Source organism: Lysobacterales bacterium (assembly GCA_014946745.1).
Classification (GTDB): domain Bacteria; phylum Pseudomonadota; class Gammaproteobacteria; order Xanthomonadales; family Xanthomonadaceae; genus Aquimonas.
On record JADCRD010000001.1, the window covers coordinates 2,413,565 to 2,429,185 of the forward strand.

Below are 15,621 nucleotides of genomic sequence, written 5' to 3' on the forward strand. Positions count from 1 at the left end.
GAGCGAGATCCAAGTCCGAAGGGCGGCGGCCCGCGAGTCCCCCCTGAACTGTTCGACCTCGGAAACGCCGAAATCGCAGGGGCCACGGCGGACCGGGTCCACGCTTGGCACGCCTCGGGCTGTCGCGGTGCGATCAGGCGTCGCCGCGGCGGGCAAACAGCGAACCCGAATGAAGGCCCTCGGGGCCAAGCAACCGCCCACCCGCATCGGCGGTGGGCCCTCTCGCCCCAAGGCCCGGGCGCGGCCGGGCTGAGGCGCCAACGCGCACATCGCTGCAACGAAAAGGGCGCCGTCAGCGAAGACGGCGCCCTGTCTGCTTCACGCTCCGCGTCGCGGGTGGTCTCGCCGCACGGATGGTCTCCGGATCAGTTACACACGCCGCCTGTCACCGCAACCGGGGCCGCCGGCGTTCCGGGCCGGCCCTTGTTGACGTTGAAGCCAAATTCCACCTGCTGGCCCGGCTGGATGGTCCGATTCCAGCCTACCGGCGCTGCGCTGTAGGGGTTGCCGCCCGTGAGCTGGGCATTCCAATGGTCTCGCACGCGCGAGCCATCGCCGAAGGACCAGCCGACCTGCCAGCCGTTGATCGGCGATGAACTGGTGTTGCGGATGGTCACTCGAGCGGTGTAGCCCTCGTTCCACTCACCGCTGATGGTCATCGCGCAGCGTCCGCCGCCGCCGCCGCTGGGCGGGGTGGCGTTCACCGTGATCTGGAAGCTCTGGCTGCTGCGCGCACCGCAGGCGTTCGCGTAGGTCGCCGTGGCCGTGCAGGTCTGCGTGGGCGACAGCGTCTGCTCGCGGGCCGTGCCGCTGATGCCGCACCCCGACCAGCTCCAGCTGCCGCCCGAGATCGGCTCCGGAGAAAGCTGCACGCCCTGCCCGCGGTTGATCGTCACCGCGGACGCACGCTGCCAAGCACCCCACGCACTCGCAAACACCCGCAGATTCGGAACAATCGAGGTGGCCGTACAGCCACCGCCGGTGGCGAAGATGCTCGCCTTGCGCGAGGTCGCCCGGATACCGTTCTGGCCGTTGATCAGCCGCCTGCCCCATGCGGTCAAGCGACCCGGGTCGAAGCCCTGCACGACATCCAGCGAACTCAGATTCGAGCTGTTGCCGGACCACGACCAGCCGAGGTAGCCGATGCCGTACTGCTGCGAGCGCGCCATGATCGCGTCGGCATCGACAAAGGCACCGAAATGGTCGGCCGCGAATTCGCCGACGACCAGCGGCAGATTCATGGAGCGGAAGGCGCTCAGATAGCCGTTGACGGCCGAGTCGTTCGGATATACCTCGTACATGTGCACGCTGAACACTAGGCGGCGACGCGGGTCCAAATTCATCAGCGCCGGCGCATTGCTGCGCATGATCCCTTGCCAGTCCTGGCCCCAGTTGGCGGCGTCGACCATCAGCACGTGCTCGAAGCCCTCCCGGCGCAGCCGCGCGATGGCATCGCTGTGGCCGTTGAGCCACGCGCTCGCCGGCTGGCCGTTGCCGTAGGGCTCGTTGCCGATGTTGATGATCACGTAGTCCTCTTGCCCCACCAGCACATCGCGCAGGCTGACCCAGTAGTCGACCGCCTCGCTCAGCGTGGCCGCCGTCTGCTCGCCAAAGCCGGTGGTGTCGTGGATCTCGAGCACCGTGATCAGGTCCTCGTCCTTCGCGACGCGGATGATCTCGGCGACCTCGGAGGCGGGCGTACGCCGCCAGATCTTGCCGTTGCTCAGCACGACGCGGACGGTGTTGGCGCCGGTCGCCGAGATGTCTTTCAGCGACTGGCTGGTGCGGTCCGCGTACCAGGCATGCGGCAGATTGACACCCCGCATGACGAAGTTCTGACCGTTGGCCTCGCGCAGCTGTGCGCCGGAGACCTGCAGACCCGCGAAGGCGGTCAAGCTGGAGAGGGACAGCACAGCGAACAGCCCGGTAGCGATGATGCGTTTTGCGTTGTGGCTCATAGAGGTTCCTCACGGAGGGTGGGGCAACAGGAGCAGCAGGTGCAGCGGGTGAATCAGAAACGCCTCCTCGGGTGCGTCGGACGGTCAGCGGCCTCGGCGAGCCCTTGCGACAGCGACTGATTGGGGCCGTGATGACCTGCCCGGCCGGTGCGGCCGCCCGCAGCCACCGCAGCGCCAAGGATCGCCAAGCGCAAGGCCAGCGGGCCCAGGCCCGAACCGCGGACTGCGGCAAGGCTTCGCCACTGCGAGAGGCGCGAACCGCCTCGCACAACGCTCCCGATCATCGAAAGCACCGCCCGGCCCTCCCCGGCCGGGCGACGCCAACCCCACAGTGCGCTCCCCGTCGCCGCAGCCGCGCAGGCACAAAACCCGCGCCGATGCGGAGACATGGAACCTGGCGCGCTATGCGGCGCCGCTACGCACACCCGCATCGCTAGGCTTGACGCAACACGGAGCAAGTCCGTCCTGCACTTGATCCGAGAACGCGCCCTCCAGGGCGCGAGCCAACGCTCAATTCTTCAGGCATGCCATGGACCCGCCGGAAGGACGCCGAAAAGAGAACCAAGAAGCTTCAAAAGAACTCGACCAGAACGCACAAACAACAGCGACAGAAGACCAGCGGGCCCCTTCAATTCGTCGCAGCAGTAGAGGCTTCCCGTTGGACAACGCCGTGACCCATGCGAACCCGATCTATCTGCGCCTTTCGCCTCCGAACATGCCAATCCACTGCAGCCCAGCCAGAGCTCGCCATCGAGTTCCCACACATCGCAGCAAGCGACACACTGCCAACTCACCGCCCCATCCCACATCCAGCAGGTCAAGCCGAGATCCCGGCCGAGAACGCGCACCCGTGCAGGATGCGAAGCTCGACGGAGGCGGAATGTCGGCTCCAACCCTCCACAAACCCGGAGCCGCCCCAGGCCACCAAGAAGGCTTTCGCGGCTCTCCCGCACGCCTCCCAGCACCCTTCAGAAGCGCAGCAAACCGTGCCTATCGGGTGGCGTGCAGTCCAGGCGGATCAAGCAGGCACTGAGCCCGCCAGGCCCGCCATCTGCCGGCGGCATCCTAAGTTTGTGACCAACTGTTTCAAAGCGATGTGCGTCACAAAACAGCGCTGTCAAGACTCGCGGGCATGGGAAGCGCCGATGCGAATGCAAGCGTCGTAGGAGCAGGCAGGCTTACGAGCCTGCGGGAAGGCGAAGACGACGCTGTACGACGTCGCGAATCTGCTGGATCGAATGGAGACCGCCCATCAACACGGGGCTGCCGTGAGGCTTGAACGCAGCGTCCGTGGATGCAATCTGAAACCGAAGAAGTGGCAATCGTCGACTCGCAGCAGCAAGGCCACCGTTGAAGCGTCGAACGGTTGGATCAAGTCGGCATTCGAGTTCGGGCAGTTCCCCTTACGCGGGATCGAGAGTGCGCGGGCGAACTGGAAGCTGATGTGCCTCGCGATGAATCCGCGACGGATTGCGGATTGGGCATGGGCGAATGCCAGGCGCAAAAGCCCCTACTGGGGGCACTCTCCATGCGCGAAGACGCGTCACGCCGAGCGCTTCGGAGCAGCCCCCTGCATCGCGCTGAATCGTGCTCGTTCCGCACAATGTCCGTGCATCAACCGTCTTCGCCGGGGTCATCCCGTTGCCGCGCTGGCTCCGAGCTCGTTCCCGAACGATTGTCAATGCGCCTATCAGGGCCCCACCCACGGCAGCCCTGGGGCGTGTGCAAGCCGCGCGGCAAGAAGCAGTGAGCCCGGCACTTCGCACGGGGCTCTGGTCGCCAAACGACGCACAGCTGCAGGCCGCGGCTCCGCGATCGAGGTGCTTCGGCAGGCCAGAGAAGAGCGAGGGCGCTCGCTATAGCCGCCGGCCGCGGCGGGGATTGGCAAATCACCAAGACGGCGGATAGCCGATAGCCTTCAATGCATCGGCATAGCGCGTGTCCTCACGGAGCTTCGCCAGGAGCGGATCGAAGGGCAGGTACATCACGCTGCTGTCGCCGCCGCGGGTGGCGCGCTTGATCCACTCGAAGGCGAGGTCGCTTTCGCCGCGCCAGGCGTGGACCGCGCCGACCCAGTAGCCGTCGGCGACGCCGAACTGGCGACTGAGTGCATCGAGCGCGGCGTCGGAACCGGCGCGGTCGCCGAGTTCATGCAGGGCGATCGCCGTGCCGACCAGACGGAACAGCGTCGACGAGTGTTCCAACCGCTCCAGCGCGAGTTGCGGCCGCGCTTCGAAGATGTCGCATAGGGCCAGGTAGAAGTTGGTGTGGGGGTTCTCGGGCAGGTCGTGCAGCTGCAGCAGCAGAACGGCGCGCGCGTTGCGGGTGTCGCCCAGCGCGAGGTAGTGCCACCCCTGGTTGCGCCGCGCGCCGGACTCGGGGTCGAGCGCGATGGCGCGCGCGCCGGTCGCGACGGCGTCTTCGAGCCGACCCATCGAAGCCAGCAGGCGCGCCTTCCACACGAGAAGGACGGCCGACTCGCCGCCCGGCGTGAGCGCTTCTGCGCGCTCCAGATCCGCCCAGGCGCCGGCGTAGTCGAAGCGGTAGAGCAGACGCGTCTCGGACAGCAGCAGGTAGTCGAGCGGATCAGGCTGACTCAAGTCCAGCGTTCGCTGCCAAGCCTCGAAGGCGCGCGCCCTGCCCTGCAGCAGTTCCTCCGAGCTGTCGGCGTAGTAGCCGCTGCCGCCGAGAATGCCGGCGAGCATGCGCCAGGCGTCGGCATAGTCGGGATCGAGCGCGATCGCCTCTTCCAGTACGGCAATGGTGCGGCGCTGGCTGTTGGGGTCGTTGTTGCCGGCAAACAGCGTGGAAGCCCGCAGAAAGGTGCGATAGGCCGCTTCGTTGGCGGTGCCGCGGCCGCGCGCGGGGTCGTGGCCCCAGCGCTCCGGCTGTCCACCGATGCCGTCGAGCAAACGTGCAGTGACAGCGTCGATCAGCGTGGCCTGATCGTAGGGGGCGCGCTCGAAAACTTCCGTCCAGCCGGGCGTGCGACCCTCGGTGTCGACAAGTCGCAGCTCGATCCGCAAACGATCGCCGCGGGTCGCGATGCTGCCGCCCACCAGCAGATTGGCGCCGAGCTCAGGCCCGAGCGCCGCGGGATCGAACACCGCATCGCGCACGCGCTCGCTGGGCGCGCGCGGCACGACGCGCAGCTTCGGCACGCGCTGCAGCTGATCGCGCAGGTGATTGGCCAGGCCGGTTGCGAAGACCGCGTGGCGGCCATCCTCGCTGAGGTCACGCAAGGGCAGCACGGCGACGACGTCCAGCGCAGCGGGCGCGGCCACTCCAGCGTCGAGAGCGGGCGAGGCAATCAGGTCGGTTGGCTTGGACGTCCAGATGCTCAAGGCCGCTGCCAGCGCCAGCATGCAAAGCACCGCGCCCACCCAAGCTGCCCGTCCCAATCGCCGCGCGATCGGCGCGCCAGGACGCGTGGTGGTGTCGGCGTCTGCGCCCGCAGCGTCTGCGGGGATCGCAGCAGGCGCCGGTTCCACTCGCGAGGGTTCGATGTGCTCCAGGGGTAGCAGCAGCCGATAGCCGTAGCCGTGAACCACGCGCAGGCGCTCGCCCTCTGGATCGTCGAGCGCCGCGCGCAGCTTGCCGATCGCCTTCGCGAGCGAGTTCTCGGACACCACCCGACCCGGCCAACCCGCGCGCAGCAGAGTCTCTTTCGACAGGGTTTCACCCGCCTGCGCCATGAGACAGCGGAGCAACTCGAAGCTGGCGCGGTCGAGCCTCAACTCGCAGCCCTCGCGGAAGGCCTGGGCACGGTCGAAGTCCACCACCAACCCGCCCAGACTCCAACGTCCAGACAGCGGAATCGCCGACCGCGGCGTCGCGTCTGCGGGCGCATCCATTCGCAAGCACCTGTTGTGCGGGGGACTCCAGAAACTATCAGAAGATTTCAGAATTACGCCATTGGCTGCGGCATGGGCTGCGTGCGGGAATCCGAAGGACTCCCATGACCGGTCCAGGTGGTTTCCATGCTGAACGCGTCCGCCACACTCCAGCGCCTCGCACTCGCAGCCGCGATTGCCCTTTGCAGCCCGACAGCCGGGGCCTCCGCGCCAACGACCCTGGCCTACCAAGGGCGGCTCGCGGATGCCGGTGGCTCGCCGATCAACGCCACCCTCAACATCGCGTTCCGCCTGTACGCGGCGCCGAGCGGGGGCAGCCCGCTGTGGAGCGAAACCCAGACCGGTGTGGAGGTCGACGGCGGCAATCTGGCGGTGGAGCTCGGGCAGGTGGTGGCACTGCCGCGCGATCTGTGGGGGCAGCAGCTCTATCTCGGCATCCAGATCGCCGGCGACAGCGAGATGGCGCCGCGGCCGCGCCTGACCGCCGCACCCTTCGCACTGCGTGCCGGCAGCACCCAGCGACGCACCGTGATCGTATCTGCAGAAGGCACGCCTGCAGCGAATGGCAGCGCGCTTTTGCAGACCGTCGCTCTGGTTGCCGACGCCAGCGCAAGCAGCCCGGTGGCGATTGAACTGGATGCAGGCAGCTACGATCTCGGCACTCAACAGCTGGTGCTGCCTTCGCACACGACCCTGATCGGCAAGGGCCAGAGCGCGACGCTAATCACCTCCGCATTCATTGACTCAGCCAACGGCAGCGCCACGCTCCAGCTGTCCGCCAACACGGAAGCTCGACAGCTGACAGCCCGCAACACCGGGGTCTCCAGCCTGGCGACCGACAACACCTTCGGCATCGCGGCCTTTGGCAGCAGCCCATCGAGTCCCGTCGCCATTGGCGGGGTCCGCCTGCATTCCGTGACTGGCGAGAGCATCGCCGCCTCGGGTGCTGTCGGTGGACGTGCGGGCATGTACCTGTGTGTCTTCAATTCCACTGCGACCGAGATCACCGCCCGCGCTTCTGGCGGTCAGTTCGCCATGGGTCTCCGCGCGGACTGCCCGAACAGCGGCCTCAGCATCGACGGCGCACTGCTGCAGGCCGAGGGCGGCAGCCTGGGGGTGCGCGGCACCTACCTCACCACCGGCGCGAACAGCCGTTGGTCGCGCCTGCGGGTGCAAGTGATCGCTTCGAACAGCGTCGAGACGGCCTATGGCATCCGCTTCATGGCCTTGGGCAGCTTTCCGAGCAACGGCCCTCGCGGCGTACTGTCCGACAGCAGCGTCCGCGTTTCGGGCATCGGCAGCGGCACGGTACCCACCTTCCGCGTCGAAGGCATCACCGTCGAGAACGCAGCGCAGATCGAAGCGATCGAGCGCACGCTCGTGCATCTGGACGGCGTGCGGGGGAACCTGGTCAGCGGGATGCGCCTCCTCGACCGCACCAGCAACACGCCCGCGCTGGCCGCGCTGCGCATCCGCGACAGCGAGATACGGGTCAGCGCTCTGTATGAGCCTACGGTTGGCGTCGGCGAGATCATGGGACTGCGCACCGAGGGCTACCCCCCGGCCCTGCATGGCGTGCGCATCGATGTCGAGTGCCGCAGCGGCGACGTGGGGCCCTGCCTCGGCATGGGTCAGCCCGAATACTGGGCCGAACCCAATGGCGCCGGAGAGTGGTTGATTGAAGAAACCCGCCTGCAGGTCGGCCACGCCGGCTCGGCGGGTGCGAATGCTCGCGCTGCCGGATTGCAGGTGATGGGGCGTGCCCGCGTCGATGCCTCCAGCCTGCGGCTGCTGCGCTCGGCCGGCAATGAACCGGTCAACCTGGTGCGCTGGCTGAGGCCTGCGGCGCAGATCAACATCAGCGGATCCACACTGAGTTCCAGCAACGCTGCGGATGGCAGCCCCGCCTGCCTGTTCGAGGTGTTCCAGGGCCCCGGCGGCAGCGGCGAGTGGTACGGCAACCATCTGCAGGGCCTGCGCTGCGATGGCGGTCAGGTGAACCTGGTCTGCGCGGGCAACACCCTGCGCGGCAGCGGCTTCCTGGCCGGCAGCTGCCCATGAGACCGCGATTGGTGCCGCATCGCGTGTGCGGCCTCGTGCGCAGCTTCGCCATCGTGCTGCTGATGCTGAGCGCAGCCGCCGCCGCGACCGAATCGAGCAGCCCGCAGTACCGTCTGGTGGGGCCCGCGCCAGCGAGCACCGCGAGCACGGTGGCATCGCCGATCCGCAGCCTGCGCTGGGTGGGCGGCAGCGGGCAGGCCGTGGGAATCGCTGTGAGCACGAATGCCAGCGCGGTGAGCGGCGGCGCGAGCCAGCAGCTGCCCACCAACCGCATCTTTCGCGACGGCATGGAGAACTGAGGCGACGCGGCAAGTCAGCGCACGCGCGGCCCATGCTTCCGGGGAAGCGGGCCCGAGGTGCCGAAGGCCGCGACTGCGCTCTCAGCGACCAGATGAAGCGGCGCCTGACCGAAGGCCTGTCACGGAACCTTCCGCGGCCGACAGGCTCCAAGCGCGCCCCTCAAGTGACGCTGCGCATGTCCGTATCGCTTCCCCTTCCCCCGCACCCGCTGCTGGCGCACACCGCGCTGGAACTGCGTGCGCGGGTCCGGCAGTGGAGGCAACGGCCCGGCGAGAGCCTGTTCCATGGGCTGGCCCTGAGTGCACTGGCCGCGCTGGCTGTGGTTTCGCTGCAATCACAGGCGGCGCGACTGCTGCCCGTGGTCGAGCTGTGGCGGGCGCAGCCGCTGGCTGCGCAGACGTTGTTCGCGCTGCTGGCCACGTGGCGAATGCAGCGGCGTGCGGCGCGCTTCGAAGCTGCCAGCCAGGCGCTCGGCTGGCTGGCCGCGCTGCCGGTCGCACCTGCGCTGCAGCGGCGCGGGCTCGCTGGGCAGCTTGTACTGGGCATCGCCATCAGCGCGCTGTGGGCGGCGGCCGTGGCCGCTGCCGCAGGGCTCGCGGGCCTGCTCAGCGTGAATGATGCGCGCGTCTTTCTGCTGCAGACGCTGGTGGCGCTGACGCTCGGGGGCAGCCTCATTTTCGTGTGGCGCGGTCGCGCGGGTGCGTCGAAGCGCGTGCGACCGTTCAGCGACAGCGCAGGCGCCTCGGCGCCGCTGCGCAGCGAGGTCCGCGGCTGGTCTGCCGCGCCGCGCTGGCTCGGCCCCTGGCCGGAGCTCGCACAGCTGCAGCGCCGTCAGGCCCAACGCGCCTGGCGCAGCGGTCGCGCCTGGGTCTGGCTGCTGCCGCTCGGCCTGCTGGTGCTCGCCGGCGAAGGCGCGCGCGTGCTCGCCGGCATGCTGGTGCTGGTGGTGATGCTGCCGTGGCTGCGCACGGTGCTGGACGCCAGCGCCCGTGCACTCGCCGAGGCCGAGCGCCTGCTGCTGGCAACGCCGCGCTCACGCATCGAATTCTGCGCAAGCGCGTGGCGCTATCCGGCCTCGCGTGCGCTGCTGGCGAGCGGCGTATTCGCGCTGGCGCTCGTCCTGTTTGGCGCTTCGCCGCTTGTCATCGCGCTGGGTGCGCTCGGCTTCCTGCTCATCTGCGGGCTGGAGATCGCGCTGATGCTGCACTACCCGCGCTCGCGGGCCCGCCAGCGTGGTCAGCTGATGGCGGAGATCGCCCTGCTGCTGGTGCTGGCGCGCGAAGGGCTCGGGCCGGCAGTGCTTTTGCCCGCGATCGGAATGATCGGCTGGCACGCGTGGCGTGCAAGGAGACTGCCGTGAACACTGCCGTCCTCGACGTCCGCGACCTGCACGTGACGCTGGGCAGCCGTCCCGTGCTGCAGGGCATCGACCTGCGGATCGAGGCAGGTGAATTCATCGCTCTTGCGGGCCCCAACGGCTCGGGCAAGAGCAGTCTGCTGCGCTGCATCGCCGGGCTGCTGCCCGCGCGCCGCGGAACGATCGGCATCTGCGGCCATGCCATCCACAGCGACACCGCTGCGGCGCGTGCGAAGTTCGGCATGGCGGTGGATCCCGCCGCCCTGCCCGGCCTGCTGACGGGACGCGAATGCCTGCAGCTGTTCGCTCGCACGCGCGGGCTCGGCGAGGTGCCGGCCGCCTCGCTCGATCTCGCCGAAGCGCTGCGCTACAGCGCGTATCTCGATCGCCCGGTGGAGGAGTATTCCCTGGGCACGCGGCAGAAACTTGCGGTGCTGCTGGGCCTGATCGGCGAGCCTCCACTGCTGTTGCTCGATGAACCGCTGAATGGCCTTGACCCGCCCAGCGCCTGGGCGCTCAAGCGCCATCTCACGGACCTCGCGGCGCGCGGCACCGCCATCGTGCTGGCCACGCATGCGATCGAACTCGCCGAGCGTCATGTGCATCGTGCCGTGCTGCTGGTCGAGGGCCGGCTGCGGCTCGATCTGGACCGCGCCGCACTGGCCGCGCTGCGCGCTGACCCTGATCGCTCCCTGGAGGCCGAGCTGGTCGCCGCCATGGGGGTGTGAGCGCCGCGCGATCCCGAACCTGTGGCACCCGCAGCAGGCCCCGTGCCCGGGCACAATCGAGGCCCGATCCACACCGGAGCCCGCCATGCGCCGCACCCGTCTCGCCGCCGCCCTCCTCTGCGCCCTGCTCGCGCCTGCCGCGGCGCTGGGCGCACCCTCGCTGCCCAGCGAGGCCTTGGTGCCGCCGGCCTCCGAGCACGCGCCGAGTGCGCAGCTTCTCGCGCCGCAGATCCAGCGCTTCCGCGCCGACCTTGCCGCCATCGAACACGTCAATGACATCGCCTGGGGCGAGGCGCGTCGGCGCGCGCTGGGCGAGCTTTACGCGGGCTGGCTGACGCACTTGGACGGGATGGATTTCGAGGACTTGGGCCTGGAAGACCGGATCGATTGGATCCTGTTCCGCGGCGAGCTGCAGCAGCGGCAGCGTGAACTGGCGTTCGAGCGCACACGCCTGGCCGAAGCCGCGCCGCTGCTGCCTGAAGTGGTGGGCCTGATTGAACTGGCCGAAGCGCGCCGCGCTCTGCAGCAGGCCGATGGCCGCAGCAGCGCCGGCGTGCTGGAGCGCGCCCGCGCGGCGCTGGCCGACCTCGACGCGCGCATCGAGGCCAAGGACGCTGAGCTCTCGAAGCTGTCGCCCGCGGTGGCCCATCGCGCCGCCCGCGTACTCGATGCCACGCATCGCGCGCTCAAGGACTGGCATGCGCACCAGGACGGCTACGACCCCGACTTCACCCACTGGGTCAGCCAGCCCTGGCAAGCGCTCGACGCCCAGCTGCCGAAGACCGCCGAGCTTATCCGCAAGCGTTTGGCCGGGGTCGACAACCCGGAGGTGATCATCGGCGATCCGATCGGTCGCGACGCCTTGATCGCCGCGCTCACCGCCGAGCGCATTCCGTACACGCCGGAGCAGCTGGTCGAAATCAGCCGCCGCGAGCTGGCCTGGTGCCGCGAGGAAATGCAGAAGGCCGCGCGCGAGATGGGCTTCGATGACTGGCGCGAGGCGCTGGAGGCGGTGAAGCAGAAGTCGCCGCCGGTCGGACAGCAGCCGCAGCTGGTGGTCGAGCTGGCGCGCGAAGCCATCGACTACCTCACCGAACACCAGCTGGTCACCGTGCCCGAGCTGTCGCGGCGCGACTGGCGCATGAACATGCTGAGTCCGCAGGCGCAGCTGCAGGCACCGTTCTTCCTCGGCGGCCGCGATGTGTGGGTGGCCTATCCGCATTCGAGCATGCCGCACGAGAAGCAGCTCATGAGCCTGCGCGGCAACAACCGCCACTTCTCGCGCGCGGTGGTGCATCACGAGCTGATTCCCGGCCATCATCTGCAGTACTTCTACAACCTGCGCCACCAGACCCATCGCCAGCTGTTCAGCACGCCGTTCTGGATGGAAGGCTGGGCGCTGTACTGGGAGCTGTACCTGTACCAGCGCGGCTTCGCGCAGACGCCCGAAGACCGCATCGGCATGCTGTTCTGGCGCAGCCACCGCGCCGCGCGCATCCAATTCAGCCTGGCTTTCCATCTCGGCACGATGACACCCCAGCAGGCGATCGAGCTGCTGGTGAACGAGGTCGGCCACGAGCGCGAGAACGCCGCCGCCGAGGTGCGCCGCAGCTTCACCGGCGACTATGGCCCGCTGTATCAGGCGGCCTATCTGCTGGGCGGCCTGCAGTTCATGGCGCTGCGGCGCGAGCTCGTCGAGTCGGGCCAGAGGAGCGAACGCGATTTCCACGACGCCATCCTGAAGGGCGGCACCATGCCGGTCGACCTGGTCCGGCTGCGTCTGCGCGGCGAGCTGCCGAGCCAGGATCAGCCGCTTTGGCGCTGGGAGGGCTGAGCCCCCAGCGCCGAGGCAGCGCGCATGCGGGAGCGCCCATGCGCGCCGCTGGGCGACGTTGATGCCCTCGCGTCCCGGTGCGCGCTCGCGCCCGGGCGCGTCCGGGCGGGGCCACTCAGGTCATGACGGCGTTGGCGGGGCAAGTCGGAACGTGCTGGGCCGCCATCAAACTCAGGCCCTGCGCGGGTTCGAGGTCCCGATCCTGCGGCACAGCTGTACGGCGCCCTCGCGGATCTCTTCGATCGACAGCCCGCCGAACCCGAGCGAGAGGCCGTTTCGCGGCAGGCTGCGTTGTGCGTAGTTCGACAGCGGGCGCAGCGCCATGTCGACGCGGCGCGCGACGCGCGCGGCCTCACCCGGCGCGGATTCGAACAGCACCACATGCAGCCCCGCGTCGGCCGGACCGACCTCCCAGCCCTGTGCCAGCAGGGGCTGCACACCCTCCAGCAGCGCGGACAGCTTCGACTCGTACGCACGGCGCATGTGGCGGACGTGCGCCGACAGGTGTCCCTCTTCGATGAAGCGCGCCAGCGCCCTCTGCGCGTGCACGGGAGGAAAGCCGTCCAGCAGCGCGCGAGTATTCGCCAGGCGCTCGGCCAGCGACGCGGGCACCACCGCGTAGGCCACGCGCAAACCGAGAAACATCGACTTGCTCAAGGTACCGAGATAAATGGTGCGGCAACCGCCATCGAGCGCGTGCAGGGTCGTCAGCGGCTCGCCGCGGTAGCGGAAATCGGCGTCGTAGTCGTCTTCGACCACCACCGCGCCGGTGGCGTGGGCCCAGTCGAGCAAGCTGCGGCGGCGCTCATGCGCCATCCTCGCGCCGGTTGGATACTGGTGCGCGGGGGTCACATAGGCCATGCGCGCGTCGGCGGCGATGCGCTTGCCTGCGGCCACGTCAATGCCGCAGGCATCCACGGGGACAGGCACCGGCTCGGCGCCCACCAGCGTGAGGATCGAGACCGCGTTGGGATAGCCCGGGTCTTCGCACCAGACCCGATCGCCGGAATCGAGCAAGAGCAGGCACAGCGCGTGGAAGGCCTGCGCCGTGCTGCCGAACACCAGCACCTGGTCGGCGTCGGCGCGAATGCCGCGAAACTGGGCGAGGTAGCGGGCCAAGGCTTCGCGCAGCGGGCGGTAGCCCATCGCATCGCAGTGGTTCAGCCAGGCTGAGGGCATCGATCGGGCCGCCTGGCGCAGGCAGCGCTCCCAGGTCTGGTGCGGAAACGCGCTGACATCCGGCACGCCTGCGTTGAACGGCCGCAATCGCATGGGCTCGCGTCCGCGCGCATCCGCCCCCAGCTGCGTACCCCGCTCGGAAGGGCGCAGCGATGACGCGAATGGGCCGACCGCAGCGCGCGCTGCGGGCTGCGTCAGCGCGGTGACGAAGGAGCCGCGACCGACATGGCGTTCGACCAGGCCCTCGCTCATGAGCTGGTCGTAGACGGCCTCGACCGTGCTGCGCGAGAGGCCGTGCTCGCCGGCCAGCACGCGTGAGGCAGGCAGGCGCTGCCGCGCCGCCAGGGTGCCGTCGATGATCGCGTCGCGCAGTCGCGCGTACAGCCCCGCGCGCTTGAGCCGCAGGGGCGGGTTGGCCAGCAACAGCGCGCCCTGTGCTTTGCGGGACATGCGGCCTCCGCATTGGTCTGAAAACTCAATGCTAGATGGATATTGCTCGCAATCCAATCAGCGCTAGTCTGGCCCCCGATTCCAAGCGCCTGGAGCCTTTTGATGGACATCGCCCTTGCCACCTGCGCCGCGTATCCAAACCTCAGCGAAGGCGACCAGCACCTGCCCGCAGCCTTTGCGGCGCAGGGGCTCGATGCCCGTGCCGTGGTCTGGAACGACCCTGCGGAGCCGTGGCGCGAGGCCGGCACGGTGTTGATCCGTTCGGCCTGGGACAGCCATCTGCAACCGGACGCTTTCCGGGCCTGGGCACAGGCGGTCGACGCGCATGCACGCCTCTACAACCCAGCCCGACTGGTGACGTGGAACCTGCACAAGGCCTACCTGAAGGCGCTCGCCAGCCGCGGCCTACCGGTCACGCCGACGGTCTGGTTCGATCGCGGCCATGCGCCGAATCTGATTGACACGCTGGACCGCACCGGGTGGCCTCGACTGGTGGTCAAGCCGGCCATCTCGGCCGGCGCCGCCGGCGTCTGCGTCGTCGATCGCGCAACGGCCTTGGAACAACAGGCCGCCGTAGACGCCCTGGCCGCGGCACACGACCTGATGCTGCAGCCATACCTGCAAGCCTTCGAGACCGAGGGCGAGCGCTCCTACATCTTCATCGGCGGCCAGTTCAGCCATGCGGTGCAGCGGCCGCCAACGCTGGCTTCGGCGCAACGCGGCTTTGATGCACCCCGCGCGATACCCCAGCCCGTGCCCGCGGAACTGCGGCTCACCCAAGCCGTGACCGCCGCGCTGCCCGAGGATTGGCTGTACGCGCGGGTCGATGTGGCCACCAACAACGATGGCGTCGTTCGCCTGCAGGAGGTCGAACTGATCGAGCCCGCCCTGTTCCTGTCGCTCGATCCGGGCGCGACCCAGCGGCTGGTGCATGCGGTGATCGCGCGCATGGGCGCCGAGGCGAACCGGTCATGACGACGATCCTGTGTTTCGGCGACTCGATCACCTGGGGCTACGACCCCGCCACCGGGCAGCGCCTGCCGCGGGATCAGCGCTGGCCGGTCGTGCTGCAGCGGGCGCTGGGCGAGGCGTTCGAGGTGGTGGCCGAGGGCCTGGTCAACCGCACCACCAACCTCGACGACTCGGTGTGTCCGGATCGCAACGGGCTCGCCCAGCTGCCCGCCTGCCTTGAGAGCCACAAGCCGATCAGCGTGGTGCTGGTGATGCTGGGCACCAATGACTTCAAGGCCCGCTTCGGGCGCAGTGCATCGGACATCGCCGAAAGCGCGGCGCGCCTGGCGGGCGTGGCACGGGCCTCGGCCTGTGGCCCGGCGGGCTCGCAGCCACGCGTGATCCTGCTGACGCCGCCGGCTCCAGACCCCGCAGAGAAGTACCGCGAGATGTTCGCCGGCGCCCGCGAGAAGACCAGCGGCCTGCATGGGCTGTATGCGCGCTATGCGTCCTGGGTCGGAGTTGAAGCCTTCGATGCCGGCAGCGTGACGGCGGTCAGTCCCGACGACGGCATCCATATCGACGCGCGATCGCAGGTTCGATTGGGCGAAGCGCTGGCACCGCGGGTGAGGCGGATGCTGGAGGGTTGAACTCGGCTGTCGCAGCCGAGCGACAAGCTAAGGCCACGTGGGCCCCTGCACTGCGATCAGGACCGTACATCGCCCCGCAGGACCGCTGGATGGTAGCGCTGACATTTTTTCTTGACACATTTTCATCATTGCCCAAACTCCGCTCCCACGTCGGCCGTGAAGCCATCCGTCCGGGGAGAGCTGCAGGGGCGGTGAGGACGACGACAGAAGCGGCCCGACGACCCGAGTCACAGGGGTACCGCTGCACGGGCGCTGTTCGCACCCGTGCAGCAGACCGAGCGGCACGGTCCTGCGCTTGT

At 68.9% G+C, this 15,621-nt stretch carries 11 protein-coding genes; 8 read left to right on the forward strand and 3 right to left on the reverse strand.

The genetic code is table 11. The annotated features are described in order from the left end of the window. Window positions 1-365: 365 nt before the first annotated feature. Window positions 366-1,958: a cellulase family glycosylhydrolase gene (locus H4O13_09460; GenBank protein MBE5315616.1), complete on the reverse strand. Its 1,593-nt coding sequence runs from the start codon at window positions 1,956-1,958 to the stop codon at window positions 366-368. A gap of 1,238 nt (window positions 1,959-3,196) precedes the next feature. On the opposite strand from H4O13_09460, the gene H4O13_09465 reads away from it, so the two are divergent. After that, window positions 3,197-3,820, forward strand: coding sequence for a transposase (locus H4O13_09465; GenBank protein ID MBE5315617.1), 624 nt, complete (start codon window positions 3,197-3,199; stop codon window positions 3,818-3,820). A gap of 27 nt (window positions 3,821-3,847) precedes the next feature. On the opposite strand, the gene H4O13_09470 is transcribed toward H4O13_09465, so the two are convergent. Beyond that, the gene (locus H4O13_09470) at window positions 3,848-5,812 is read right to left on the reverse strand and encodes a winged helix-turn-helix domain-containing protein (protein ID MBE5315618.1); all 1,965 of its coding nucleotides are present in this window, start codon (window positions 5,810-5,812) and stop codon (window positions 3,848-3,850) included. A gap of 126 nt (window positions 5,813-5,938) precedes the next feature. Here H4O13_09470 and H4O13_09475 point away from each other — a divergent pair, with 126 nt between their 5' ends. From H4O13_09475 to H4O13_09495, 5 genes are all read left to right on the forward strand, one after another. Next, a complete protein-coding gene (locus H4O13_09475; GenBank protein ID MBE5315619.1) occupies window positions 5,939-7,873 on the forward strand; it encodes a hypothetical protein in 1,935 nt (644 codons plus the stop codon). Continuing rightward, window positions 7,870-8,172 (forward strand): hypothetical protein, encoded by a 303-nt coding sequence (locus tag H4O13_09480; GenBank protein ID MBE5315620.1) that lies wholly within the window; start codon window positions 7,870-7,872, stop codon window positions 8,170-8,172. The genes H4O13_09475 and H4O13_09480 overlap by 4 nt, the downstream gene beginning before the upstream one ends. A gap of 176 nt (window positions 8,173-8,348) precedes the next feature. Further along, window positions 8,349-9,533, forward strand: a complete 1,185-nt coding sequence (locus tag H4O13_09485) for a hypothetical protein (GenBank protein MBE5315621.1) — start codon at window positions 8,349-8,351, stop codon at window positions 9,531-9,533. Then, window positions 9,530-10,258, forward strand: a complete 729-nt coding sequence (locus H4O13_09490; GenBank protein MBE5315622.1) for an ABC transporter ATP-binding protein — start codon at window positions 9,530-9,532, stop codon at window positions 10,256-10,258. The genes H4O13_09485 and H4O13_09490 overlap by 4 nt, the downstream gene beginning before the upstream one ends. 85 nt (window positions 10,259-10,343) lie before the next feature. Next, window positions 10,344-12,092, forward strand: a complete 1,749-nt coding sequence (locus H4O13_09495) for a DUF885 family protein (GenBank protein MBE5315623.1) — start codon at window positions 10,344-10,346, stop codon at window positions 12,090-12,092. Between the two features lie 171 nt (window positions 12,093-12,263). On the opposite strand, the gene H4O13_09500 is transcribed toward H4O13_09495, so the two are convergent. Further along, window positions 12,264-13,721 carry a PLP-dependent aminotransferase family protein gene (locus H4O13_09500; protein ID MBE5315624.1) on the reverse strand — a complete coding sequence of 486 codons (1,458 nt, stop codon included), beginning with the start codon at window positions 13,719-13,721 and terminating at the stop codon, window positions 12,264-12,266. 102 nt (window positions 13,722-13,823) lie between these two features. Here H4O13_09500 and H4O13_09505 point away from each other — a divergent pair, with 102 nt between their 5' ends. Continuing rightward, complete coding sequence (locus H4O13_09505) at window positions 13,824-14,696, forward strand: hypothetical protein (GenBank protein MBE5315625.1); 873 nt, start codon at window positions 13,824-13,826, stop codon at window positions 14,694-14,696. Continuing rightward, window positions 14,693-15,322 (forward strand): SGNH/GDSL hydrolase family protein, encoded by a 630-nt coding sequence (locus H4O13_09510; protein MBE5315626.1) that lies wholly within the window; start codon window positions 14,693-14,695, stop codon window positions 15,320-15,322. Before H4O13_09505 ends, H4O13_09510 begins: the two co-directional genes overlap by 4 nt. Window positions 15,323-15,621: the final 299 nt, after the last annotated feature.